This window comes from Mucilaginibacter celer (genome assembly GCF_003576455.2).
Taxonomy (GTDB): Bacteria; Bacteroidota; Bacteroidia; order Sphingobacteriales; family Sphingobacteriaceae; genus Mucilaginibacter; species Mucilaginibacter celer.
On sequence record NZ_CP032869.1, the window covers coordinates 4,207,087 to 4,231,811 of the forward strand.

Below are 24,725 nucleotides of genomic sequence, written 5' to 3' on the forward strand. Positions count from 1 at the left end.
ACAGTTTAGGTCGAAGTTACGCTATCGCTAAACTTCAACCAGATATCGGGTTTAGGCGACAAGCAGTCGCCCCTATATTGCCACTCGACAGCACCGGGTTCCTTCACAGGCAATCCCATCCCAACCGTCTAATTCTCCAACACCGCCCTCCGGCAATACTTATTCCGGTAATCCTGCGGTGTTAAACCGGTTATCCGCTTAAAGATCTTCCTGAAAGTTTTCAGGTCATTGTAACCCACCTTATACATCAATTCGCTAACGTTGAAATTGGTCTTCTCCAACCCTTTTTTTACCGATTCAATTTTCACCTTTTGCAGGTACTCCATCGGGGTGTTTTGGGTAGCGCTTTTAAACCTGCGAATAAAATTGCGCTTGCTCATATTGGTTTGCCCGGCAATTTCTTCAACCGAAATAGGTAGGTGGTAATTATTTTCGATAAACAACTGCGAGCGCCTGATCTCCTGGTCTTCGTGCTGATGCTGCCCCTCAAACACCTGGAAATGCGCCTGGCTGGTACGGTCGATATCCAGCGAGAACATTTTACTGGCCCAGATACCTACATCTCTGCCGCAATATTTTTCAATCAAATAAAGCACCAGGTTCATGCTCGAAAAAGCACCGCCGCTGGTGTAGGTGCCATCTTTATCGGTGGTTACCATATCGGCCAGGATAGTTACTTTGGGGTATCGGCGCTTCATATCGTCAACAGCTACCCAATGCGTTGTGCAGGGTTTACCATCCAACACACCGGCTTCGGCCAAAAAATAGCTGCCGAAGCAAAGGCTCGCTACTTCGGCCCCCTTATCGTACATGCTTGCAATAAAATCAATCAGTTTTTTGTTTTTCCGCATTACCAAATCGGGTGGACCGTAAAAGGCGGGAGCTATCACCAGGTCGATATCGGTTATTTCATCAATAGTTTTAAAACCGGTAAACTGTGCAGGGAAATACAGCAGGTTGTTATTAATCTTTTCGCCAACAAGCATTACGCGAAAAGCCTCGGTTTTGCCACTTTCAACCAAAAAACGATTGGTATGCCTCACCATATCCAGTACGCCCGATATGGTTGAAAGATTAATATCCTCGTGAATAAGCAGTGCTATTTCCTTCATTTGCTATGATCCGGTTTCTATACAAATATATAAAAGCGCCCGTCATACCAATGCCTTACCAGCCACAAAAAACGTTTGACCGCCGTAAAAACCTATCGCTTAACCAGTTTAATATTAAGCGTTTAAACATTAACCCAAAATTTCGGCTATCTCTTCAAAGCCTTTTTCGCGGGCCAGATCGGCAGGAAGTTTGCCACCTTCCATACGGGTATAAACCTCGGCACCGTTTTCAAGTAACAGGATAATCAGATCAAGGTTGCCATTCTGCGCTGCCGAATGCAGCGGGGTTGCTCCGGCTTGCTGTACCACGTTAACCTTAGCGCCGTTTTCAATCAGCATCCGGGCAATATCAGTATAATTGCCGGCAGCGGCCGAGTGAATCGGGAACACATTAAAACCGTTATTTGATTGCAGGTTAACATTTGCCCCCTTCAATACAAGATACCGGGCTACATCAAAACGGCCGAAGTAACAGGCCAAACCAAGAGCGGTAAAACCATCTTCGGCATAATCATCAATCGTATCCGGATGAGTGGTTATCCAATGAGCAACATCATCAAATTTACCCGCCGCAGCGGCTTCAAACAGGCTCAAATCACTAACATAATTAAGCAGCAAGGCCGTTACTGCCGACTGTTTATAATAACAAGACAGCATAAGCGGCGACACGTTGAGGCTTGTTTTTTGCTTAGCTAATGCCGGGTCGCGGCCCAACAGGGTGTTGATAGCATCTAAATCGGCGGCGGCAATATATTCTTCCAGTCTTTCTATACTCATTACATCTTAAGTATGCGTTTTTATTTAACGCGGCTGTTTTTCTTTTATATTAAAAATGTTTTTCGGCTGTGGGTAGATGATGTTTTCCAATTATACTAAAAATTTAAAATTATTGTTTAAAACTTATTTAATCTGTTAACTTTATAATGAAGAGGCCTGTAATTTTTTGACAGGTTTCGGGTCTTATATTAAAATTTACCTGTTGCAGCCGCAAGGTTTACACAGGCGAAATTTTATGTAAGTTTGCAATAACGATTGTTACATCAGGATGCCGGCAAAAGGAAATCAGTTTAAATCAAATAGTTTTAAGGGAGAAAATCAGCCACGCCAAAGTGCAAAAGCTGAAAATGAACGTGTTGCGAGTAAGAGATCATTCAAACTGCCACGCTTTGAGCTCGACATGGAAAACAGCCGTGCCATTAAAATAGCGGGCCTGTTTTCGCTGTTGCTCTCGGTATTTTTTCTTATAGCGTTTACATCCTACCTGTTTACCTGGCAGGAAGATCAGAGCTATATCTCCAAAACCAACGGCGGCTGGCATAACCTTTCAACAGGTACCACCATTCACGAAATTTCGGATATCAATGATCCCGGTATAAAAGCTCAAAACTGGCTGGGCAAACTTGGGGCACTGCTTTCAAACCAGTTTATATATGAGTGGTTTGGCGTAGGTTCGTTCCTGTTTATTTTTATATTTTTTGTGATAGGTTACCGCATGCTGTTTAAGGCCCGGTTATTCTCTATCCGCAAAACACTGGCTTATTCCATTTTCAGTATCGTATTTATCTCGGTAACCATAGCTTATGTTCACTCCTTCCTGATTGAGTATCCGCATTACCTGGAGGGAGGTTTTGGCTTTTGGAGCAACCGCCTGCTTGCCGCCCAAATTGGCCCGGCGGGTACCGGTGGTTTACTGGTATTTTTGGCGCTAACCGTATTGGTTATTGCCTATAACATCGATTTTAAGATCCCCAAACGCAAAAACCGCCCGGTTGCAGCCATGGAGATTGATGAAGTTGCGCCAGAACCTGTTGACCTGATTGATGAAGAATATTCTGAACCTTTAGAATGGCCACTCGGAAATAACAAAATCCGCGAAACGCACATAAACACCATCGAGCCGGAGCCAACTGTGCAGGAACGGTTGCAACAGGAACCTGTCAGGCCCGATCCGTTAAGGCGGCCACCGATGGAACAAACCCCGGTATTTACCGAGCCGGTTGTTTTACGCCCCGAAAACACCATTAAGCACGAACCTGAAGAAGAGGACGAGATCCCCCTCACTATCGATACCAACCGGCCACTGCCCGAACTGAGCGTAGAGCAGAGCGACAACGCTAAACAGGATGACCTGCTGAGCAAATTCGGTGTTTACGATCATAAAATGGACCTGCTGGGGTATAAACTGCCGGGTTTAGATCTGTTAGAAAACCACGGCTCAAACAAAATTTCGGTTAGGCCCGAGGAACTGGAAGCCAACAAAAACAAAATTGTTGAAACGCTGAACCATTACAACATCGAGATTGATAAGATCAAGGCGACAATTGGCCCAACGGTTACTTTGTATGAGATTATCCCGGCACCGGGCGTACGTATCAGCAAAATCAAAAACCTCGAAGATGATATTGCCTTAAGTTTAGCTGCTTTGGGCATCCGTATTATTGCGCCTATGCCAGGCAAGGGCACCATCGGTATTGAAGTGCCTAATCAAAACCCCGAAATGGTTTCGATGCGATCTATCCTTGAAACCGAAAAATATCAGAACACTACGATGGACTTGCCTATTGCCATGGGCAAAACCATATCAAACGAAGTATTTATTGCCGATTTAGCTAAAATGCCTCACTTACTGGTGGCTGGTGCTACAGGTCAGGGTAAATCGGTTGGTATTAACGCCATCCTGGTATCCCTGCTCTACAAAAAACACCCTGCCGAGCTGAAGTTTGTACTGGTTGACCCTAAAAAAGTAGAGTTAACCCTGTTCCGCAAAATTGAAAGGCACTTTTTGGCTAAACTACCCGATGATGGCGACGCTATTATTACCGATACAAAAAAGGTAGTAAATACCCTCAATTCGTTATGTATTGAGATGGATCAGCGCTACGATTTGCTGAAAGACGCCCAGGTACGTAACCTGAAAGAGTACAACGCCAAATTTGTTAACCGCAAAATAAGCGATCCGGAAAAACACCGTTACCTGCCATTCATCGTGCTGGTGATAGACGAGTTTGCCGATTTAATGATGACAGCCGGTAAAGAGGTTGAAATGCCTATTGCCCGTATAGCGCAGCTGGCCCGTGCGGTGGGTATCCATTTGGTTATTGCAACACAACGTCCGTCTGTTAATATCATTACAGGTACCATCAAGGCCAACTTCCCATCAAGGCTGGCATTCAGGGTGCTTTCTAAAATAGATTCGCGCACTATTCTGGATGCGGGCGGTGCTGATCAGTTGATCGGTCGCGGGGATATGTTGTTCTCAACCGGCAGCGATCTCATCCGTTTGCAGTGCGCCTTTGTGGATACGCCCGAGGTGGAAGCAATATCCGATTTTATAGGCAACCAGAAAGGCTACCCATCGGCTATGTACCTGCCCGAATATGTGGGTGAAGGCGAAGCCAGCAGCACCAAAGAATATGATCCTGATGATCGCGACCCGATGTTTGAGGAGGCAGCCCGTTTGATTGTGATCCACCAACAAGGCTCAACATCGCTTATTCAGCGTAAAATGAAGCTTGGTTATAACCGTGCAGGCCGCATTATAGATCAGTTGGAAGCAGCCGGAATTGTTGGGCCCTTTGAAGGCAGCAAGGCCCGTGATGTGCTTTACCCGGACGAGTACAGCCTGGAGCGTTACCTCGAAACACTTCAAAAACCTGTTAAAGATTAAACCAACCTGTAAATTATTACTCTAAACTATAACTATCGATAGGGATAGTTGTTGTTGAATAAAAACCGAATGAAAAAGATCATTTTATATACCGTTTTAGCAATAAGTACAAGTACTGCTGCCTTTGCGCAAAAAGACAGCCAGGCAAGAGCTATATTGGGCCAGGTGAGCCAAAAATATAAATCGTACGATGTTATCAAAACCGATTTTACCTTCAGCCTTAACAACCAGCAGGCCGGCATTAAAGAAACACAAACCGGCACGTTAATATCAAAGGCAAAAAGCGGAAAATATCGCGTAAGCCTGTACAACTCGGCAGCCAAACCCGAAATTGATAAAGAGATTATGAGCGATGGCAAAACCCAGTGGACCTACCTTAAAAAAGATAAAGAGGTACAGGTTGGCGATGTAGATAAAAGCGGCGATGGCCTTGGTAACCCGGCCCAGATTTTCACCATATACGAAAAAGGTTTTAAATACCTATACACCGGCGAGCAAAAGATTGCCGGCAAGGTTTATCAAAATATTGAGCTTACTCCTGAGGATGAAAAGAAATCAATATTCAAGGTAAAACTAACTATCGATAAGGTAAAAAAACAAATTTACAGTGCCCTGCTGTTTGATAAAAACGGCAACAGGTATACTTACACTGTGCGCAGTTTTACACCTAACGTGCCTGCACCAGATGCTACTTTTGCCTGGGATGCCAAAGGCCATCCAGGTGTTGAGGTGGTGGATTTGAGGTAAGTTTTATTTAGATGTGAGATTGGAGACGTGAGATTTGAGATATTGCGAGCCGGGATTTTTCCCGGCTTTTTTTATTGCTTCTTATTACTGTCGCTACCGCGGGTTTAGCGATAGCGTAACCCGTGGGAAAAACAAGTTAAGTCTCTGACTTAACCCCAAAACTGGTCGAAGTTTAGCGACAGCGTAACTTCGTCCTAAACTGGGTTAAGCTTTCAGCTTAACTTTACAGGCATAACAGTTATTTGCATCCGGAAGCAGAATGCTTCCTACAGTTTAGGTCGAAGTTACGCTATCGCTAAACTTCAACCAGGAATTTTTTTACAATTTTATCATTTTTAACTCCGCTATCTTTCTCATAACAGCCTCCACCCTTTCCTCAACTGTAGTATCGCCCTCAATAGCTAACACAGGTGTTTTCAAATTGCTTATCCAGTCGCGGTGTGCATGCAGGCTGCGGCTGTTGGTAATCAGTTCATCATATCCCCGTGCCCAGTCAATAAATTCATGATAAAGCCGGTTTCGGTACTTATCACTATGAATGATATCGCCGTAGCGCTCATATTCCCTATCTCGTAAACGCTGCAACCTAAGCTCTTGCGGGATATACAGGAATACCGACAGATCAAATTGCCAGTTATTATTCCAGTTGATAACGGAACCTCCAAGCAGCCAGTTATCCAAACCAGACATGGCTTCGTTAATTAACCGGTTACGAACCAGCGGATCGCGCCGTACCGTAAATGGCGGGTTTGATTTCTCCCAGAAATAATAATCGCTGTCGAAATAAGGGTAGCCGAGTTTTTCGGAAAGCACCTTGCCCAAAGTAGTAACGCCTGCGCCGGAGGCGCCAAAAATGTTGATATGCATCACATAGTTATCTTGAGGCGGCAAATAAACAAAAATAAATTACTCAATACGTTGAGTAAAATTACTCAGTGTATTGAGTAATTTTAATAATAACAGTCTACATCGGTTATTCACTATCCCCCACCTTCAACCTCCGCTCCATTACCTCCCGCCAGGTAGTTAAAATAAAGCCCTTCTGTTTCAGGTAAGCTCTAAACCGCGGATCGGTCATGGCCAGCAGATCGCCTTTTCGTTTCTGGCCTTCGTTGCAGATGTTTTTAAATTGGGGCGATGGGTTGGTACAGTGCATCAGCACCATGGTTAAACCGGGCGAAAAACGTTCGAAATTTTCGATATAATGATCGGTGTACCATTTTTGCAGTTCTTTATCGCCTGCTTTTTCAATGTTGGGCATCACCCAATCATAGCTCGAATTATCCAGGTCGTCAAGTACCGGCAGGCCTCCTTTCCAGGCCATTGCGCCCATTTCTTTGGCTTTGGCCAATTCGGGCGGATCGGCTATGGTCATGCCATCGGTATACTTGCCATCCTTTTTTAGCTGGGCAATGGTGGCGTTCTTTGCTTCGGCCTTGTAAAACAGATCTTCACCGCCGGGAATCATCACAGGGATTTTTTTCTCGATACCGAGGTTAATATATTTTTCGAGGTACGAAGGCTTGGCAAACAGTGTACCCATGTGCGAATCGAGGTGTGTGGGCGTAAAACCCATAGTCAGGGCACGATCAAGCTGGGCGCGGATCTCTTTATCCACCTCATCGGCGGTTGCCCTGAAATATACCGCGGCAACTGTCGGCCAAAAAGCTCCTTCTTTATCTACCAATCCGGGTACAGTTGTTTTACCTGCCAGAGGGCTCCAGCGATAGCCTTCCCACTCGGATGTAAGGGTTAGGTGTAGCCCGGCGTCTATACCGGGATGCTTATCCATATAGTGCTTAAAATCGGCCATCCAGGGGCAGGGCATCATTACACTGGTTGATGTAGCTACTCCGTTACCAATGGCCATTTCGGCGCCCTCATTACTCTCGTGCGACATACCCGCATCATCAACATGAATAATAATTACACGTGCTCCTTTTGGCCAGCCAAGCTTTTCGGCATAGGTTTTAGTTTGCTGGGCATTAAGGGCTACGCTTAAAATTACACCTGCGGCGGTAAGGATTAAGTTCTTCATAAATAAAACTTTAGGATATAAAAGGTTATTAAAAATAGCTATTTAATTACCAAATGTGACACGCATATGCCAAATTCGGCCTATAAATAGCTGTGTTTTTACTACTTTTGGTATTCATGTTACCCGCAACCAACCATACGCTCGAAAAACTGGAAATGCTGCTAAAAACTGCAGGATACAAGGTGCGTTATGAAAAAGGTAACTTTAAAACCGGCGCCTGCCTGCTACAGAGCAGTAAAATGATTGTGGTGAACCGTTTCTCCAACCTCGAAAGCAAAATACTGGCTTTGGTTGAACTGCTGCGCGACCTTGAGGTTGATTACAAGCTACTGGATGATAAACAGATTGCATTTTTACAGGAAATTAAACAAACCAAACTGCAGCTGTGACCATAACATTTTTAGGAACCGGAACATCGCAGGGCGTACCTGTTATTGCCTGCAATTGCGAGGTATGTTTATCGGCCGATAAGCGCGATAAAAGGCTTCGCAGTTCGGTTTTGGTTGAGGCCGAAGATAAAACCATTATTATAGATTCGGGGCCCGATTTCAGGTACCAGATGTTGCGTGCCCATGTGCAGCACCTGGATGCCATAGTTTTTACCCACGAACATAAAGATCATATTGCCGGCATGGACGATATCCGCGCGTTTAACTACAAGCAAAACGTGCCCATGGATATTTATGCCGATGAGCGGGTGCAAAAAGCCCTGGCCCGGGAGTTTCCTTACGTTTTCGATGGAACGGGATACCCTGGCATCCCTCAGGTAAACCTGCATACCGTAGCTTCCGAGCCGTTCAATATCGGCAGCATCAGGTTAATCCCTATCGAGGTTTTTCATTATCGCCTGCCAATAAAAGGCTACCGGATAAAAGATTTTACTTATGTAACCGATGCCAAAACTATTTTACCAGCAGAAATGGAAAAAATAAAAGGCAGCCGGATCCTGGTAATCAACGCCCTGCAAAAAGAAACCCACATTTCGCATTTCACCCTTGATGAAGCCGTTGCTTTTGCCAATGAAATAGGTGCCGAAACCACGTATTTTACGCACATAAGCCATAGGCTGGGCAAACATGCTGATATCACTAAAGAACTGCCGCCCGGCATTGAGCTGGCTTATGACGGCCTTAAGCTGGAAATTTAACGCTACAACCCTATTGTTTAAATCCGTATCTTAAACTGATATAAAATAGCCCCTGATTTTATGGAATATCTTGTGTATGTAAGCACCGCCAAAAAAATGATGACCGACGAGGAACTCCTGGAACTGCTTACCCAGGCCCGCGAAAAAAATGCCATACACGGCATTACCGGGCTGTTACTCTATGGCGAAGGCACATTTATGCAGGCCCTTGAAGGCGAAAAAGATGATCTTGAAAAAATTTTCGCCGCTATTGAGCTCGATATCAGGCACCGTAATATCATTAAGCTGATAACCGGAAAAATTACAGAACGGGTTTTCCCTAACTGGACAATGGCCTTTTCATCGGTAGATGCCGAAACATTGGCTACGATAGAAGGCTACCTCAACCCCACCAGCAAAAATTTTGTTGGGGATAGTAAGCACCCTACCATTATCATGCTGAAAACGTTTGTTGATACCAATAAGCTTTCGGTATCTTTTTAAAGCATTTAGTTATTTAACCCGCGGCCGGTTTTGTGCTGCAACTCTTCTATCCGTTTGGATGCTTCGGCTTTGGTTAGAGCTTCATCAAATTCTTCACCTGCTTCATCGGATAAAGTTTTGAGATAAGAGTGTTGAGCACCGGTCATAGGTTCATCGCCGGTTGTCCATTCGTCCGGATCTTTTATTGTATTTGAGCCTTTAAGTTGATTTTGCCTGATGATCTCTTCATCATCCGATTCATCAAAAAAGCCATTATCGGGTATATCATTGGAGTTGATAGTCATAACTGTTAGTTTATATTAACAACTGCTATACCGCGATTATTGTTTTTATAGTTCTATAAAGCTCACCCTATCAATAGTAGCCCGGTATTGATTCAAATGCCCTTTGTCGTTAACATCAACTATACCGCGGATGGTAACCGGTCGGTTATTAATTTGTGTAAACTGCCCGTTATTATAGGTAAACAAACCGATATGTGTACCGGGGATATACAGCGGACAATCCTGGCTAAAATCAACCCACAAAGCCTTGGCATTTGAATGATCCGAAAAAAAACCACCGTTAAATAGTGCCGATTGCTCGAAGCCTTCCTTGTATTTGCCTGAAACCTCGATGTATTGATGCTGGTATTTCGCGACATGATTGACCAGCTCGGTAAACGAAACTTTTTTGTAGACGGTGCCGGTGTTGCAATCACTTTGAAATGCCTGTTTGTGTTTGCTGCAGGATGCAAGCATTACTAATACCGGTAAAATCCGGATCAGTATCCTGGCATATTTTACAATACAGGTTCCAGCCATCTAACTAAATTAATTTGAGAAACTTAAGTTAGTTAAAATAGCTGGGGATTAGTAATATAACAGATATTTTATTTAAACCAGGCGTCATTGCGAGGTACGAAGCAATCGCGAACTATACAGGGCGGATTTGCCTCCGTGCGATTGCTTCGTACCTCGCAATGAGGTGGTGAAGAGAAGCCAAACAAACTTAAAACCCAACGCCTTTACTTATTCAACTCCCTCAACTCATTCCTGATAAAAATACCTGCCGGGGTTAAGTTACCCTCCGTCCATCCGCCATATACCGGCGCATCGCGTTGCAATAGCGCTGTGGTTTCGTGTTTATCGGTAATGTTCCAGTTTGCCCAGCTTAGCTTGTTATCTTCAACCCATTTAAGCCAGGTTTGGGTTTTCTGTAAATTAAACTCGCCGTTGCCGTTGGCTTCGCCTACGCCCCATTCCGTGATGATAAGCGGCAGGCCCATGGCTATCGCTTTATCTGCTTTGGCGCGCAGGCCCTCCTGGTGATTAGGGTCGCTGGCATAAAAGTGGAAGGAGTAGGCTATATTATCGAAGCCGGTTATTGGATCGGCAGCGGCAATGTCAACGTCCTGGTCCCAATGCGGGCTGCCCACCACTATGATGTTATTCTGATCATATTTTCGGATAACGGGGATAATTTGCAGGGCATAATCCTTCACCGTTTTCCAATCTACCTTTTCGGGTTCATTCCAGATCTCGTAGATTACGTTGGGCTTGCCTGTGTATTTTTTTGCCATTTGCTTAAAAAAATCCTTTGCCGCAGCTACGTGTTCGTTCGAGTGATGATCGTGCCAATCTATCAGTACATAAATCCCGGTGCGGATGGCTTCATCAACAACTTGGGTTACCAGTTCGGTTTGCTCATCGGGTTGCTGCAGGTAACCTCCGTCGGGCTGTACGCCCATGGCTGCACGGATAATGGAAGCTTTAAAATCATCCGCAAGCCAGCTTACAACGCCCGGGTTGTAATATTTACGTCCCTGCCAAAGCGACCATGAAAAACTCAGTCCGCGTAATTGTGGTGCCTGCCCCCGGCTGTTTACAATTTTGCCGCCGGTAACCTGAAGCTTACCATTAACCGCAACGGGCGTTTGTGCCTGTAATGACAAGCTTATCAACAATATAGCAAACAGAGCTACCGAGTGTTTCATATCTCCTTTTTAATTAGTACGAAAGCAATTTATACCGCCTTTGCTGTTATTGTATCACTATGTAAAAATCTGATTAGATAATGATAAAAACAGTTAAAGTTTACATGTACTTGTTATTGCCCTAATCCTGTTTTTATACCTTCGCCGATTATTGCTAATAACATGAAAAGATACATTTATTTCATCATATCCCTGCTGATGGCAGCCCCGGCTTTTGCGCAGGACACTACGCAAAAAATAGTTCCGGGCCGCGAAAACAGTATCGCGCAGCAAAAAAAGCCATATGTAATTTTAATTTCGGCCGATGGTTTCCGGTATGATTATGCTAAAAAATACAATGCCCAACACTTACTTGCCCTAAGCGGCGAAGGTGTACAGGCCGAATCTATGATCCCCTCCTATCCTTCGGTAACTTTCCCTAACCATTATGCTTTGGTAAGCGGTTTATACCCATCGCACTCGGGCCTGGTAAATAACGTTTTTTACGACAGGGAACGGGGCGATAGCTACTCGATGGGCGATAAACAAAAAGTTAAGGATAGCAGCTGGTATTTCGGCACGCCGCTTTGGGTATTGGCCGAACAGCAAAAAATGCTTTCGGCAAGTTTTTACTGGGTGGCGTCGGAAGCGGCCATACAGGGCATCAACCCAAGCTATTATTACATTTACAACGAAAAGATTGCAATACATGATCGCATCAGTGCGGTAGTTAACTGGCTTAAACTGCCCGAAGAAAAACGCCCGCATTTTATTACTTTTTACTTTCCGCAGGTTGATCATGCCGGGCATGTGTTTAGCCCCGATGCGCCCGAAACAGAGCATGAGGTGCATTTTGTTGATTCGGCAGTTAATGAACTGAATAAAGCTGTTAAAACAACCGGGCTTAATGTTAATTTTATTTTTGTTGCCGACCATGGCATGACCAAAGTTTATCGCGACCACCCGATAGGCATCCCGGCAGCTATCGATACCAATAAATTTAAAATATCGGGCGATGGTATTTTAGTTGAACTTTATGCTAAAGATAAAACGGCCATTCAACCGGCTTACGAGCAGTTGAAAGCCGAAGCCAAAGATTATGATGTATACCTGAAAACCAATATGCCCGCCAATCTGCACTACAGTGCTGCCGACGACTGGCATAACCGCATTGGCGATATCCTGCTCATCCCCCACTACCCCAAAGTGTTTAACCTATGGAACAGAAAAACGCTTAACATGGGTTGGCATGGCTACGACCCTTACAAGGTTAAAGACATGCACGCCACATTTTTAGCCTGGGGACCGGCATTTAAACCACATACCGAGGTCCCTCCGTTTAAAAATGTTGATGTTTTTAATTTAGTAAACCGCATATTAGGGCTAAAATACAGCGGCAAAACCGATGGTACAGACGAACTGGCCGATAAGGTGCTGCGCAAAAAATAAACATACGCATGAAAAAAATATTCGGCTTACTGTTAACCGCGTTATTTCCCCTACTACTGCATGCACAAAACCCGGTTGTAGTGAAACAACAGGCCACAATTATGGCCCAAAGCATGACCAAAGGCGATTATAAAACTCTTATTAACTACACGTATCCAAAGGCCGTACAACTGGTCGGCGGTAAAGAAAAAATGATAAGCCTGATAACTACCGGTATGGAGCAAATGAAGGCGGCCAAAATTAATTTTGAAAGTGTTACTGTAGGCGATCCCGGTAAATTTTACAAGGCCGGCAAAGAGATTCATTGCCTTTTGCCCGAAACCCTTATTATGAGCAGCCCTAAAGGTAGGATAGCCATGCATAGTCACCTGCTGGCCGTTAGCGCAGATGGCGGCAAAAACTGGTCGTTTTTAGATCTGAATAATTCGGGCGCCGATAAGGTGAGCCAACTTATTCCCAACTTTAATCCCCAATTAAAAATACCAGCTACAACCACAGAGCCGTTACAATAGCATAGTTATCTGATTGGTTGGTCTATCCCTGTCGATAAACTGCGGGCGCATGAGTTGTACCCCTAAGGCAGCATTCAGCTTTTCGGCAACATAATCGGCCAGCTCGGGCGAGTAACGCTCATCGTGCTGGTGCATAAAAAACCATACTGATTGCAGGCCCTGTTCTTTCCAGCTTGCAATGCGTTCAACCCATTCATCCACACGGGCATAATCTGTAGGGTGCAGGCTGTTGCCTACAAAACGGATGAAAGCGTGCGGTGTTGGCAAAGCCATGTGCACCACGTCGCGCCTGCCACTGGCATCGGTTATAATGGAGCCTATATTTAAATCGCGGAAAAGATTAAACACTTTATCCCGGTTCTCGGCAATAGCAAACCATTCTTTATGGCGTAGCTCTACAAATACCGGGATATCTTTTGGTAGCTGTTCAAGATAGGCCTTTAGTTCCGGAAAACTTTTAGGGGTGTAGTTATCACTCAGTTGTAAAAACAATGGGCCAAGCTTATCACCAAAAGCCAAAACGCCTTCGTAATATGTTGTAGTAATATCTTCCGCGTTTTTTAACCTGCGGATATGGCTGATGCTTTGCGAAAACTTAGGGCAAAACTTAAATGCCGGATTGCTATCGGCTTTGGCTTTCCATTTGGCAATGGTATCGGGCCCGTAAACATTGTAAAAAGTGGCGTTAAGCTCAATGCAATCAAAGTGCTTAACATATTCATCCAAAAAATTAGCGTCTTTGGTTTTAGGCGGATAAATTTTGCCTACCCATTCTTTCCTTCCCCATTTGGCGCAGCCTACGTGTACCTGTAAAGCACCTTTACCTTTTGCAGCGGCAAGGGTATCGGTTGTAATTTGCGGATCGGGCGGCAGGGTAAAATCAACACCTGCTAATTCTTCATCGGTAACACGGCCAAATTCCATAATGGTTTATTTTGGCCGAAAGATAGGAAATTGTAATGTCTGAATCAGAATTTACAGAATTTAAGGATTAACAGAATGCTTTTGATCTAATGCCTTATATTCTGAAAATTCTCAAATTCTGAAAATTCTGATTCAGACAACCAACCTACAAAAACATCCCGCCCGAAGCCTCGATACGCTGCGCAGTAATCCAGCGTGCATCTTCGGTACACAGGAAGGCAATTACGCCACCAATATCATCAGGCATGCCGATGCGACCTAAAGCAGTAGACTTTGAGAGTATTTCATCTAAACCGGGATGTCCTTCAAGTGCCGCTTTGGTAAAATCGGTACGGATAATACCAGGGGCCACAACGTTTGCAGCAATGCCACGGCCGCCCAACTCTTTCGCCAGGTATTTGGTAAATACTTCAATAGCGCCTTTCATTGACGCGTAAGCCGCATAACCCGGAGTTGAAAAACGGGCCAAACCGCTGGATAGATTGATGATCCGTCCGCCATCAGCAATTACCGGCAGGCTTTTTTGGGTTAAAAAGTAAACGCCTTTAAAATGAACGTTAAACAGGTTGTCAAAATCCTCTTCGGTGGTTTGGGCAAATGGCGACGCAGCATCGATACCTGCGTTATTCACCAGGAAATCGAAAGTATCGGCGTCAAATTTTTCTTTTAGCGTTGTTTTTAAGCTATCGATAAAAGCATTAAATGTTGATACGATACCTGTATCCAGTTGCAAAGCAGCCGCTTTTTGGCCTGCCGATTCTATTTCGGCAACTACGGCTTCTGCTTCTTCTTTTTTACTGCGGTAGGTGACGATTATGTCGAAACCTTTTTTGGCGATATGCAGGGCGGCGTTTTTGCCAAGACCGCGGCTGCCGCCGGTTACTAATGCAATTTTATTTGTTTTCATTATGATTTGTGTTTTAATGTTTTAACAATGCAAAGTTGCGATAGTTGCTGCGGAAATTTATGGTGACTACTTCAGATTAAATGGTGATGATTTCAGTTTTTTTAAGACGCGAGGATGATTAAGCGCACAAAGCGATGGTTAATTTAAGTAGGCACGCAAAGACGCAGGGGCGCAAAGATCTATTTGGGAGATTTGGATATTGCAGATGTTTAAACACGCAAAGAGGCGGAGACGCAAAGATTTTTTGTAGAAATTAAATGTGAATGACGCTGAAACGAAAAATCCCTTTTTCAAATTAAGCAGTTTACAGAGTGCACCAGAGGTGCAAAAGCTTTGTAGCAACCGGGTAAGATTTTTTTTGTGTGCCAGAGGCACACAACTCTTCGCCAAAACTCCATCTTGTCTGCTTAATTTCAATTCAAAAGTCTCAATTTAAGAAGCCAGACCCATAAATTATCTCCCTCAAAATCAATCAAAAACAAATAAAATTTAAAATAAACTACTAAAACTATAGGAATTATATAACTTACTCTTATATTTGCATTGTCAATAACGACAGAACGTTCTTTGTATTGACTTATCAAGAAAGACTGAGGGAAAGGCCCATAGACGTCTTAGCAACCTGTGCATCAGCAAAATGCGTAAGGTGCTAATTCCTGCTCCTGTGCAAAACGAGGAGAGAGATAATTAATATCTGCCCCACAACCGATCTGATTAAGTGATCTTACAGTTTTCAAGTCGCGTGACCGAGAGGATAGGTGGGGGTCCGCATTACCCTATACGGCAGTTCGAATCTGCCCGCGACATCATTTTTTTTAACTGCTTTTTCCTTTTCCCGTTACCCGCTTCGGCCATTCCGTGCGTCAAGCCAGGTCTCAGCGTACAATATTCGTTTCTTCATATCGGCCGCTTAAAAACTATAATCCGCTTGGAACATTGAAAAACTTATTTATTATATTTAGCCGAGCTTAACCTGCATATAAGCCAATAAAAACCGGTTTAAACTATCAGCATCATTTATGAAGATCTTCAATATTGTTTGGGTTGTACTTTTTATCATTTTTGCAGGCCTTCAATACAACGATCCCGATCCCTATCTTTGGATTCCGATTTACCTGTATTGCGCATGGTTTTGTTACCTCGCTATCAAAAAAGAGTTTTACCCTATCGGCTACGCTGTTGGCATTGTTGTTTTTACAGGTTATGCTATTTATAAAATTTTCGACAGTAACGGATTGATCGACTGGCTTGAGTTTCATCACGCCGAAAGCCTGGTGCAAACCATGAAGGCCGAGAAACCCTGGGTTGAAGAAGCGCGGGAGTTTTTTGGTTTGCTGATCTGTGTTGCGGTACTGGCCACCAACTGGATATATGGGGTAAAGCAAGGCAAAAAAGTGGCTCCGGCAAAATCTGCAAAAAAACGCTGATTTATAGTTACAAATAAGTTATCCCCAAAAAACTGTCTTCCCGGTAATAAAACGGTTCGAAATAGTTTTCGGCCAGTTCGCAGTTTACCTCCATGTTGTTAAACATTACATCGCCAAAAATATTGGCTACGGCCGAGTCGGCAGCATCGAAGCCGGTAGCTATTTTAACAAAGCCGTTAAGCGGCACTAATCCGGTGGCATCAAACAATACCCATTTGCCATTTAAATAGGCCTCAAAGCAGGCATGAAAATCGGCGGGGTAAAGCTGGTATGCATAACCGGTAAAGTAACGTGCCGGTATAGTAAGCGCCCGGCACAGGGCAATACCCAGGTGTGCAAAATCGCGGCAAACGCCCGCCTGCTCCGTAACGGTATTAAATGCAGATGTTTGTGAATTGGTTGAACCGCTTAGATATTGAACGTTTTTATTAATCCAGTTAGTTAACGTAAGCACCTGCTGAAACGGATTTGAAATATGACCAAACATATTATGTGCCATGCGGTACAACTTATCCGATTCGCAATACCTGCTCGGATTAAGATACGGCAGCACAGCACTATCAAGTGCTGATACCTGTGTTTCGGTTATATAGCTAAAATCATTAATCTCATAACAATTATCAACCGTGGCCTGGTAAAAGGCGCTAAGGTTAGGGGTATATTCGGTAACGCCAAACTTAACCAGGCGCTTTTCGCCCTGTAAAGATTGAAAGGAGCTGTAATTTACATATGGCTCCAGCCAAAATTCTTCATTAATTATGGTTTGCTTAAATGTGTTGAGGGCATGAACGTTAAGTACCAATGTGCCCGCAGCCTGCACTATGTAATCCAACCGGCTAAACACATTAAATTTCATATGGCATGTTTTTATCGTTTTAATTGAAGCTGTATTTATGTGCATTTAGCTGTTAGGCGGCGGCTATAACATTGTTGTTTAATAATACTAAATTTTATTAAATTACAGTTCATTTATTGATAAATCGGCAATAAAACTATGATTTGTTAATAACATTTATTTATATTGCCTAACCTTTTCATCCTGTATAGCAATGAGTTGTAAGCCAATCCTGCTTCTATTATTCCTTGTTACTGCAAATATTGCTTTGGCTCAGCAACATAAGCCTGTACCGGTAATTTTTGATACCGATATAGCAGGCGATTATGACGATGTAGGTGCTATGGCCCTGCTCCATGCCTTTGCCGATAAAGGCGAGGCCCACATTCTGGCCACCATTTCCAGCAACGCCTTCCAAACTACAGCCCCAACCATCAGCGTAATCAATACTTATTTTGGCAGGCCTGATATCCCGGTAGGCATCGTTAAAAAACCTAAACCTAATAAGGATTGCCAGCAGCAATGGGCGCAGGCAATCATCGCCAAATATCCCCACAAAATTAAATCGAACAGCGAAGCTTTAGAAGCGGTATCCCTTTACCGCAAAATACTGGCTGCCCAGCCCGATACCAGTGTTACCATAATCTCGGTAGGCTTTTTCACCAACCTGGCTGATTTGCTGGGTTCATCTGCAGATAAATACAGCAAACTGAACGGCCTGCAGTTGGTAAAAAAGAAGGTAAAACGGCTTGTTTCGATGGCGGCGGGCATTGGCCCGGATGGCAAAACTTTTAGCGAGTATAATGTAAATGTTGATGCATCATCATCGCAAAAAGTGTTTAATAACTGGCCGACAGAGTTTGTTTTAAGTGGCTTTGAAATTGGCGAAAAAATTTTGACGGGCATAACACTTATCAATAACCAATCGATACAGAACAGCCCTGTAAAAGATGCTTTTAAAATTGCTTTAACTAAAGATAAAAATACGGTGGGCCGTAATAGCTGGGACGAAACCGCGGTGCTAACTGCCATACGCGGACCAAAGCCCTATTTTACCTACCGTAAACTTAATATGCAGATAAAAAACAATGGTACCGATGTGGTAATACCTGGCCAAAGGTTTTTATACCTCCGGTTTGCCAGACAACCGCAAGAAATTGCCAAAGCCATTGAGGAGTTAATGATGCATCAGCCGGTAAAAAAATAAAAGACCGGCAGGTTGTAAAAATACCTACTCATTGGTATATGTTTTTTTGTAAAATGATAGCACCTTAGTTTTAAATTATGAACAAGTTTATTAAAATTCAGGAATCCATTTTTGTTGAGAGGTGCATCGTTTGCGGCAGCCGCCCTATTATTGAGCAGGTGCCCGGCGGTAAATTTATAGTACGGTGCAAGGCAAATGCCGATCATTACCCTTCAAAACCCGGCATGGTTGACATTGATGCCTGGAACAGGCATAACCATAAACCAGGAACTGACAACGATAATATCAGGCACCTGAAACAGGGTTAACGCTTACTTAAACAAAACCGTAACGGTGTAACCTATCACTTCTTTAATATACATACCCCACCCGGCCATAGCACCTGCACTGGGCAACAAATCTTCGGGCGAAAAGGTGAAGTATCGGTTTGAAAAGTTACAGGCATAAGGAATAACATCAATACCCTGTTTTTTAAATATCATTAACGAGCGGCGCATGTGAAAAGCAGAGGTTACCAGCAAATATGGGCCCTTTAGCTTTTGCTGCTGTAGCAACTGTTTGGTAAAAGCGGCATTTTCTATGGTGTTGCGCGATTTATTTTCTATCAGCAAACAACTATCCGGTACCTGTAAATCTTTATACTGCTGCCTGCTCCAATCGGCCTCCCGGTAAGCCGAAGGCATTAGTAAGCCATTACCACTGGTAATTAGAATTTTGTTAGCCTTCCCCATCCGCTTTAAGCGCAGCCCCTGGATAAACCTGTCGGCCGCCATATTGAAAAAGCCGCTCCCCTTACCATCATCAGCACTAAAACCTCCCAGTACTATGGCGCAACTGTATTTTGCACCGGGTTTTATATCGGCCGAGCGGATGTCCCAGTTCCAGCTAAAGATATTAATGAGCAGCGAATTAGAAAATATATACAATATCACTATTCCCCAAATCAAAAATTTTCTTTTCCTTTTTGCGTTCTTTCCAAACAAGGCTATCAGTAAAAAAGCAAACACCCACAAAAGCAGGTTCATTAAAAAGGATAGTACTTTAGAGAATATAAAAAACATAACTGGGCAATAGTTGCCCCAAATATAGAAGCTTTTAATAACGATAGTAACAAACTGGCATTATCATTGTCATATATTCAAATAACAAAAAACAACTAAAACCATGGGCTTTATAAAAACCATTGCCATAGGCGCAGCTGTTGCTTACGGCATCAATTACGTAACCAAAAAAGGACCCGACGGAAAATCGATCATCGATAACCTGGTGGATAACGCTCCCGACTGGGCCGATCGTGCAAAAAAATATGGCGAACTTACTTTAGAGCAAATTGCCGTTCGCGCACAAAATTTCAGGGATAATACGAGGGGTTAAAACCCCTCTAAAATCTTTGCTTGTTAATAAAAACAACCTGATCACCTCATCACATCAGGGCCATCCCAAAATCCTACAGATCAAGGTTCAGGGTTTTCATAAGCCACTGTTCCCGGTATTGCTTGGGCGTTATGCCCTCAAAGCGTTTAAAAAACTTGGTAAAGTTTGATGGATCGAAGGTTAGGCGACCGGCTATTTGGGCTACGCTTATCCTGTTTTCCTGCAGTAACGCTTTAGCTATCTCCATAATTTTCTCTTCAAAAAAGAAACAGGGATGCTTGCCGGTGGTGAGTTTAATGGTATTGCTCAGGTGAGTTGGATGGATGTGCATCGCATCAGCAAAATCGCGAATCTCGTACATATCCGGCACACGGTTATTCATCACGTCATCAAGATGTTTGTCGATGGCTTTTAAATAATCGGCAGTAATCTCGTGCTGGCGGGCCAGGATCTTTTTCGGAATGGTGAGCGTTGCTTCCATATCACAAAATTAACTAAACAAATCGGGCTTATATAATGGCGCTACCCGCTTTTTGGAAGCCTGCTCATAGGCATAAGCTAATTTAATGATCTCTCCTTCGTGGTAAGCAGTGCTGAAAAATGATAAACCAACCGGAAGCCCGTGCGCCGAACCCATGGGCACCGTGATGTGCGGATAACCCGCCATTGCCGCCGGCCCCGAAAAGCCGAAACCGTTGTCATAATCGCCGTTTACCAAATCGATACATACAGCAGGCCCGTTGGTAGTACCAATAATCGCATCGAGTTTATATTTGGTTAGCATATCATCAATAACTTTTCGCGTGCCCAAATTGGTTTGTTTAACAGCATCGACGTATTCTTTACTATTCAAATCGCCTTTGGCCTGGGCCAGTTCCATGGTTTCCTGTTTAAAAAAGGGCATGGCCTTGGCTTCGTTTTGCTTGTTAAAGGCAATTACATCGGCCAGGGTTTTAATTTTACTGTTGGCATTGGCAAAGTATTGGTTAAGGCCATCTTTAAACTCATACAGCAACACATTAAATTCATTTTTGCCGATATCTTTCATTTCATGATATAACTGCACTTCTACAACTTCGGCACCTTGTTTCTTTAGGGTTTCGATAGCCTCTTTTAATAAAGCCACAACAGCGGGGTTACCATCCAGGGCATTTTTCTCAACCCCAAGCCGTTTGCCTTTTAATCCGTTTGTATCTAAAAATTTGGTATAATCGGCTTCAACCTTGCCTTTACTTGTTAATGTGGCCAAGTCGGCGGTGTCAATACCGGTAAGCAGTCCAAGTAATATGGCTGCATCTTTAACCGTACGGGCCATTGGGCCCGCGGTATCCTGAGTTTTTGAGATAGGAATAATACCCGACCGGCTCCATAAACCAACGGTAGGTTTAATGCCGACCAATCCGTTTACCGATGACGGAGAAACTATCGAACCATCCGTTTCGGTACCAATACCTATTGCACATAAATTAGCGGCAACAGCTGTACCCGTGCCCGCGCTCGAACCACTTGGGTTTCTATCTAAAATATAAGGATTTTTGGTTTGCCCTCCCCTGCTGCTCCAGGCACTGGTTGAATGTGTTGAACGGAAGTTTGCCCACTCGCTTAAATTGGTTTTGCCCAATATTACGGCACCTGCTTCGCGTAGTTTATGTACAATAAAAGCATCCTGTTTGGCAAAGTTATCGGCCAGAGCCAATGATCCGGCTGTGGTATGCATATTATCGCCGGTATTGATATTATCTTTTATAAGTACCGGGATGCCATGCAGCGGACCGCGAACTTTTTCTTTTTCGCGCTCCTTATCCATGGCATCGGCCATGTTCAAAGCGTCTTTATTCAGCTCGATGACTGAATTAAGCATGATCCCCTTTTTATCAATCTGGTCGATGCGTTTCAAATACAGTTCGGTAATAAGCCGTGAGGTAAACTGTTTCGACTGCATTTTTTGTTGCAGATCGGTTATCGTAGCCTCGCTTAACTCAAATATATCATCCCTCGCATTGGCTGTTGCCGTTGTATCAGCAGCCTGATTTTCGGCCGATGGCTCGTTGCATGATGCTGCTACCAGTGTTGATATAGTTAACCCGGCTAACGAACCTGTTTTCAGGAAATTTCTTCTGTGCATAAACGTTTAAATAAAAGGCATTACAAGTAACAAAATATTTAACTGTTTTGAAAGGCGCAGGGGTTTTGGGTTGTTAAATGTTACAAAGCAGCGAATTGAAAAATAAAAAACGGGTCACGCTTGTTTCAGCACCCCACTCGCTAAGTTTAAGCAAGGCAAGTGGGCACTGCATGTTGGATCCCAAATAAATTCGGGATGGCAATGTTTTGTTTCACTTTGATATCATCCCGGATATCACATTAATACTCAAAGCCACAATAGCTGTATTAAAAGCGAAAGAGATCAACCCATGCATCCAGGCCAGGCGACGGATGGAGCGTGAAGAGATTTCGACATCAGATACCTGGAAGGTCATGCCGATAACGAAGGAGAAATATACAAAATCGAGGTAATCGGGTTCTTCCATATCTCCCGGAAAATCAAGCCCACCCAAGGGTTTGGTTTTGCTGTCGTTATCCGGATCGGTAGTGTAATACATGTGGGCATACCTTAACGTAAAAATGGTATGTACCAGCCACCATGATACGATTACCGAAGCCATGGCCAGCAAAACCCGGGCAGTTACCACAGCATCCGACTGGTTTTTGGTTGATAACAGCAAAAACACTATAGCCAATAAGCTCATTAATGATGATACTATCACAAACAAAAATATCAGTGTGCGGCTCGAATCCTCGATACTTGCTATTCTGCGGATCTCGGCAGGATTCGCGGTAAGGATAATTATCCAATCCATGATGATAACGGATAAGCCAAATGCCAGCCAGGTTGTAAGTGCAACTGTTGGAGCCGAAAAATGCGCCCAACTAAAAAACAGCGTTACTGCTGCCGCCCCTAACGAAATAAGCAGGCGGTAATGGGCATCGAGACTGAAAAATACTTTTTTGTTTGTTTTTGTTTTGGAAGGCATATCAATTCATCTACACCCTAAATATCATTATGTTTGGTGTAGATTGAATGAAGATACAAAACTTTAATCTTCTTCGTCGATAATCCAGGCTACACGCCCAACCTGGCCATCTTCCAGCTGCACTTTTATTCCGCGTGAGTGGTATGCGGCACTGGTGAGCAGGCGCTTTACAAAGCCACGGGTTAGGGTACCTGTGCGCTGATCTTTTTTTAGGATGATGTCAACCTCAAGGCCAGGGTAAATATCGCTTCTGTTTTGTCCGTTCATGGCCGTTGATTTATTTGATTACGTTGATTACGCTGATTGCTTTTTGTGATTAGAATGTTTTTTTTGATTTCACTGATTATCTACCCCCCGTCATTGCGAGGCACGAAGCAATCCCCGATGAGCAGAGCGGCTATGCAAAATTCGCCCTGTATAGTTTGGGATTGCTTCGTGCCTCGCAATGACGTTATCAAGTATATATTGTTTTCTTATTCAACCAAACCTTTTACAGCCTGCTCTACTTTTCCAAAATCAAAATTACCTATCAGCTTATCAAACGCTTCGGTAATCTGCTCGTTACCGAGGTTACCGATACTTCCTTCGTGAGTATGGTTCACCGTTTTATCAGGATTAAAGTTTCCTGCTTCAATAGCTAACCCTACCTGCTTATAAGCATCGCGGAATGGCGTACCGCTTAGGGTTAAACGGTTCACTTCCTCAACGCTGAATAAATAAGCGTATTTAGCATCATCCAAAATATCGGTTTTTACAGTGATGTTTTGCAGCATGAAGGTTGCCATTTGCAGGCAGTGTTTCAAATCGGCAAAGGCAGGGAACAGCAGTTCTTTTAAAAGTTGAAGCTCGCGGTGATAGCCAGATGGCAGGTTGGTGGTCATCATGGCTACATCAGTTGGCAGGGCTTGTAAGCGGTTGCATTTGCCCCGCATAATTTCCCAAACGTCGGGGTTTTTTTTATGCGGCATGATGCTGCTGCCTGTTGTTAGCGCATCAGGGTAGCTTACAAACGAGAAGTTCTGGCTCAGGTACAGGGTTTGATCCATAGCCATTTTCGCCAGGGTAGCTGCTACTGTGGAGATAGCCTGCGCTATAATACGCTCCGTTTTACCACGGCCCATCTGGGCGTAAACCACGTTATAATTTAGGTTATCGAAACCTAAAAGCTGCGTAGTTAAAGTACGGTTAAGCGGAAACGATGAGCCATAACCTGCTGCCGAACCCAAGGGGTTTTTATTGGTGATGCGGTAAGCAGCTAAAACCAGCTCCAGGTCATCAACCAAACTTTCGGCATAGGCACCAAACCATAGGCCGAATGATGAGGGCATGGCTACCTGCAAATGGGTATAACCTGGCAGTAATACATCTTTATGTTTATCACTTAGTTCAATCAACAAGCGAAAAAGCGTTTCGGTACTTTCAACCAATTCCTGTAACTGGCTGCGGAAAAACAGTTTCAAGTCAACCAAAACCTGGTCGTTACGGGAACGGCCGCTATGGATTTTTTTGCCGGCATCGCCAATGCGTTGGGTAAGCAGCAGTTCAACCTGCGAGTGAACATCTTCTACATGATCATCTATTTTGAAACCACCTTTGGCAATATCGGCATAAATATTTTTCAGTTCGCGCTGAACAAGTTCGAGGTCGGCATCGTCCATCAGGCCTACGCTTTGCAGCATACGGGTGTGTGCTAATGATCCTAAAACATCAAAAGCGGCCATTTGCTCATCAAATTCACGGTCGCGGCCAACAGTAAAATTCTCAACCAGTTGGTTAACATTGGTAGTTTTTTGCCATAACTTGCTCATGGTGCAAATGTATAAATTATCTGAACTGTCTTATTTTGTCTGAACCGTAATTAAACGAATTAATTGAATTTATTGAATTTGCTTGGCATTCTGCCTATT

Annotated in this window: 27 protein-coding genes and 1 riboswitch; of the genes, 11 read left to right on the forward strand and 16 right to left on the reverse strand. The window is 43.8% G+C overall.

Translation table 11 applies throughout. From position 1 onward, the window contains the following. Window positions 1-128 precede the first annotated feature (128 nt). Both HYN43_RS16900 and HYN43_RS16905 read right to left on the reverse strand, forming a co-directional pair. On the reverse strand, window positions 129-1,112 hold the full coding sequence (locus tag HYN43_RS16900; RefSeq protein WP_119410465.1) for a GlxA family transcriptional regulator: 984 nt from the start codon (window positions 1,110-1,112) through the stop codon (window positions 129-131). Window positions 1,113-1,241: 129 nt separating this feature from the next. Then, window positions 1,242-1,889: an ankyrin repeat domain-containing protein gene (locus tag HYN43_RS16905; protein ID WP_119410466.1), complete on the reverse strand. Its 648-nt coding sequence runs from the start codon at window positions 1,887-1,889 to the stop codon at window positions 1,242-1,244. Between the two features lie 268 nt (window positions 1,890-2,157). On the opposite strand from HYN43_RS16905, the gene HYN43_RS16910 reads away from it, so the two are divergent. After that, window positions 2,158-4,779 carry an FtsK/SpoIIIE family DNA translocase gene (locus HYN43_RS16910; RefSeq protein ID WP_119410467.1) on the forward strand — a complete coding sequence of 874 codons (2,622 nt, stop codon included), beginning with the start codon at window positions 2,158-2,160 and terminating at the stop codon, window positions 4,777-4,779. Between the two features lie 69 nt (window positions 4,780-4,848). Continuing rightward, the gene (gene lolA1 / locus HYN43_RS16915; protein WP_119410468.1) at window positions 4,849-5,526 is read left to right on the forward strand and encodes an outer membrane lipoprotein periplasmic chaperone LolA1; all 678 of its coding nucleotides are present in this window, start codon (window positions 4,849-4,851) and stop codon (window positions 5,524-5,526) included. Between the two features lie 318 nt (window positions 5,527-5,844). Here lolA1 and HYN43_RS16920 read toward each other — a convergent pair whose 3' ends face one another. Continuing rightward, window positions 5,845-6,393 carry an AAA family ATPase gene (locus HYN43_RS16920; RefSeq protein WP_119410469.1) on the reverse strand — a complete coding sequence of 183 codons (549 nt, stop codon included), beginning with the start codon at window positions 6,391-6,393 and terminating at the stop codon, window positions 5,845-5,847. Window positions 6,394-6,499: 106 nt separating this feature from the next. Beyond that, window positions 6,500-7,564 (reverse strand): polysaccharide deacetylase family protein, encoded by a 1,065-nt coding sequence (locus HYN43_RS16925; protein WP_119410470.1) that lies wholly within the window; start codon window positions 7,562-7,564, stop codon window positions 6,500-6,502. 116 nt (window positions 7,565-7,680) lie between these two features. Between HYN43_RS16925 and HYN43_RS16930 the strand changes: the two genes are divergently transcribed. The 3 genes from HYN43_RS16930 to HYN43_RS16940 are packed head-to-tail and all read left to right on the forward strand — an operon-like array spanning window position 7,681 to window position 9,194. Next, window positions 7,681-7,953, forward strand: a complete 273-nt coding sequence (locus HYN43_RS16930; RefSeq protein WP_119410471.1) for a hypothetical protein — start codon at window positions 7,681-7,683, stop codon at window positions 7,951-7,953. Then, complete coding sequence (locus tag HYN43_RS16935) at window positions 7,950-8,711, forward strand: MBL fold metallo-hydrolase (RefSeq protein WP_119410472.1); 762 nt, start codon at window positions 7,950-7,952, stop codon at window positions 8,709-8,711. Before HYN43_RS16930 ends, HYN43_RS16935 begins: the two co-directional genes overlap by 4 nt. A gap of 60 nt (window positions 8,712-8,771) precedes the next feature. Further along, on the forward strand, window positions 8,772-9,194 hold the full coding sequence (locus HYN43_RS16940; RefSeq protein ID WP_119410473.1) for a BLUF domain-containing protein: 423 nt from the start codon (window positions 8,772-8,774) through the stop codon (window positions 9,192-9,194). A 5-nt stretch (window positions 9,195-9,199) separates the two neighbouring features. Here HYN43_RS16940 and HYN43_RS16945 read toward each other — a convergent pair whose 3' ends face one another. The 3 genes from HYN43_RS16945 to HYN43_RS16955 form a co-directional block, all read right to left on the reverse strand. After that, on the reverse strand, window positions 9,200-9,478 hold the full coding sequence (locus tag HYN43_RS16945) for a DUF3072 domain-containing protein (protein WP_162996530.1): 279 nt from the start codon (window positions 9,476-9,478) through the stop codon (window positions 9,200-9,202). A 45-nt stretch (window positions 9,479-9,523) separates the two neighbouring features. Further along, the gene (locus HYN43_RS16950; RefSeq protein ID WP_119410474.1) at window positions 9,524-9,997 is read right to left on the reverse strand and encodes a hypothetical protein; all 474 of its coding nucleotides are present in this window, start codon (window positions 9,995-9,997) and stop codon (window positions 9,524-9,526) included. A 203-nt stretch (window positions 9,998-10,200) separates the two neighbouring features. Next, complete coding sequence (locus HYN43_RS16955; protein ID WP_119410475.1) at window positions 10,201-11,169, reverse strand: glycoside hydrolase family 5 protein; 969 nt, start codon at window positions 11,167-11,169, stop codon at window positions 10,201-10,203. Between the two features lie 162 nt (window positions 11,170-11,331). Here HYN43_RS16955 and HYN43_RS16960 point away from each other — a divergent pair, with 162 nt between their 5' ends. Then, window positions 11,332-12,597, forward strand: coding sequence for an alkaline phosphatase family protein (locus tag HYN43_RS16960; RefSeq protein ID WP_119410476.1), 1,266 nt, complete (start codon window positions 11,332-11,334; stop codon window positions 12,595-12,597). 8 nt (window positions 12,598-12,605) lie between these two features. Further along, window positions 12,606-13,109, forward strand: a complete 504-nt coding sequence (locus HYN43_RS16965) for a hypothetical protein (RefSeq protein WP_119410477.1) — start codon at window positions 12,606-12,608, stop codon at window positions 13,107-13,109. Here the strand turns inward: HYN43_RS16965 and HYN43_RS16970 are convergent. Together HYN43_RS16970 and HYN43_RS16975 are read right to left on the reverse strand one after the other, a co-directional pair. Then, the gene (locus HYN43_RS16970) at window positions 13,101-14,033 is read right to left on the reverse strand and encodes a DUF72 domain-containing protein (protein ID WP_119410478.1); all 933 of its coding nucleotides are present in this window, start codon (window positions 14,031-14,033) and stop codon (window positions 13,101-13,103) included. The genes HYN43_RS16965 and HYN43_RS16970 overlap by 9 nt on opposite strands. Before the next feature lie 145 nt (window positions 14,034-14,178). After that, window positions 14,179-14,940: an SDR family oxidoreductase gene (locus HYN43_RS16975; RefSeq protein ID WP_119410479.1), complete on the reverse strand. Its 762-nt coding sequence runs from the start codon at window positions 14,938-14,940 to the stop codon at window positions 14,179-14,181. Between the two features lie 574 nt (window positions 14,941-15,514). Continuing rightward, a riboswitch (SAM riboswitch) is annotated at window positions 15,515-15,630 on the forward strand. Window positions 15,631-15,959: 329 nt separating this feature from the next. Between HYN43_RS16975 and HYN43_RS16980 the strand changes: the two genes are divergently transcribed. Next, window positions 15,960-16,367, forward strand: a complete 408-nt coding sequence (locus HYN43_RS16980) for a transmembrane 220 family protein (RefSeq protein WP_119410480.1) — start codon at window positions 15,960-15,962, stop codon at window positions 16,365-16,367. Window positions 16,368-16,374: 7 nt separating this feature from the next. Here HYN43_RS16980 and HYN43_RS16985 read toward each other — a convergent pair whose 3' ends face one another. Beyond that, window positions 16,375-17,223 carry a transglutaminase-like domain-containing protein gene (locus HYN43_RS16985; RefSeq protein ID WP_119410481.1) on the reverse strand — a complete coding sequence of 283 codons (849 nt, stop codon included), beginning with the start codon at window positions 17,221-17,223 and terminating at the stop codon, window positions 16,375-16,377. A 193-nt stretch (window positions 17,224-17,416) separates the two neighbouring features. Between HYN43_RS16985 and HYN43_RS16990 the strand changes: the two genes are divergently transcribed. Next, window positions 17,417-18,409, forward strand: coding sequence for a nucleoside hydrolase (locus HYN43_RS16990; protein WP_119410482.1), 993 nt, complete (start codon window positions 17,417-17,419; stop codon window positions 18,407-18,409). 77 nt (window positions 18,410-18,486) lie between these two features. Further along, on the forward strand, window positions 18,487-18,717 hold the full coding sequence (locus tag HYN43_RS16995) for a hypothetical protein (RefSeq protein WP_119410483.1): 231 nt from the start codon (window positions 18,487-18,489) through the stop codon (window positions 18,715-18,717). A 3-nt stretch (window positions 18,718-18,720) separates the two neighbouring features. Here HYN43_RS16995 and HYN43_RS17000 read toward each other — a convergent pair whose 3' ends face one another. Beyond that, window positions 18,721-19,470, reverse strand: a complete 750-nt coding sequence (locus HYN43_RS17000; RefSeq protein WP_119410484.1) for a YdcF family protein — start codon at window positions 19,468-19,470, stop codon at window positions 18,721-18,723. Between the two features lie 103 nt (window positions 19,471-19,573). Between HYN43_RS17000 and HYN43_RS17005 the strand changes: the two genes are divergently transcribed. Beyond that, window positions 19,574-19,783, forward strand: a complete 210-nt coding sequence (locus HYN43_RS17005; RefSeq protein ID WP_119410485.1) for a YtxH domain-containing protein — start codon at window positions 19,574-19,576, stop codon at window positions 19,781-19,783. Window positions 19,784-19,856: 73 nt separating this feature from the next. Here the strand turns inward: HYN43_RS17005 and HYN43_RS17010 are convergent, their stop codons facing one another. The 5 genes from HYN43_RS17010 to argH all read right to left on the reverse strand — a co-directional run bounded on the left by HYN43_RS17010 (window position 19,857) and on the right by argH (window position 24,626). After that, window positions 19,857-20,264, reverse strand: a complete 408-nt coding sequence (locus HYN43_RS17010; RefSeq protein ID WP_119410486.1) for a helix-turn-helix domain-containing protein — start codon at window positions 20,262-20,264, stop codon at window positions 19,857-19,859. 9 nt (window positions 20,265-20,273) lie between these two features. Then, window positions 20,274-21,908 carry an amidase gene (locus HYN43_RS17015; RefSeq protein ID WP_119410487.1) on the reverse strand — a complete coding sequence of 545 codons (1,635 nt, stop codon included), beginning with the start codon at window positions 21,906-21,908 and terminating at the stop codon, window positions 20,274-20,276. 211 nt (window positions 21,909-22,119) lie between these two features. Continuing rightward, a complete protein-coding gene (locus HYN43_RS17020) occupies window positions 22,120-22,818 on the reverse strand; it encodes a DUF1345 domain-containing protein (RefSeq protein WP_119410488.1) in 699 nt (232 codons plus the stop codon). Window positions 22,819-22,881: 63 nt separating this feature from the next. Further along, on the reverse strand, window positions 22,882-23,085 hold the full coding sequence (locus tag HYN43_RS17025) for a YwbE family protein (RefSeq protein WP_119410489.1): 204 nt from the start codon (window positions 23,083-23,085) through the stop codon (window positions 22,882-22,884). 206 nt (window positions 23,086-23,291) lie between these two features. Further along, on the reverse strand, window positions 23,292-24,626 hold the full coding sequence (gene argH, locus HYN43_RS17030; RefSeq protein ID WP_119410490.1) for an argininosuccinate lyase: 1,335 nt from the start codon (window positions 24,624-24,626) through the stop codon (window positions 23,292-23,294). Window positions 24,627-24,725 lie beyond the last annotated feature (99 nt).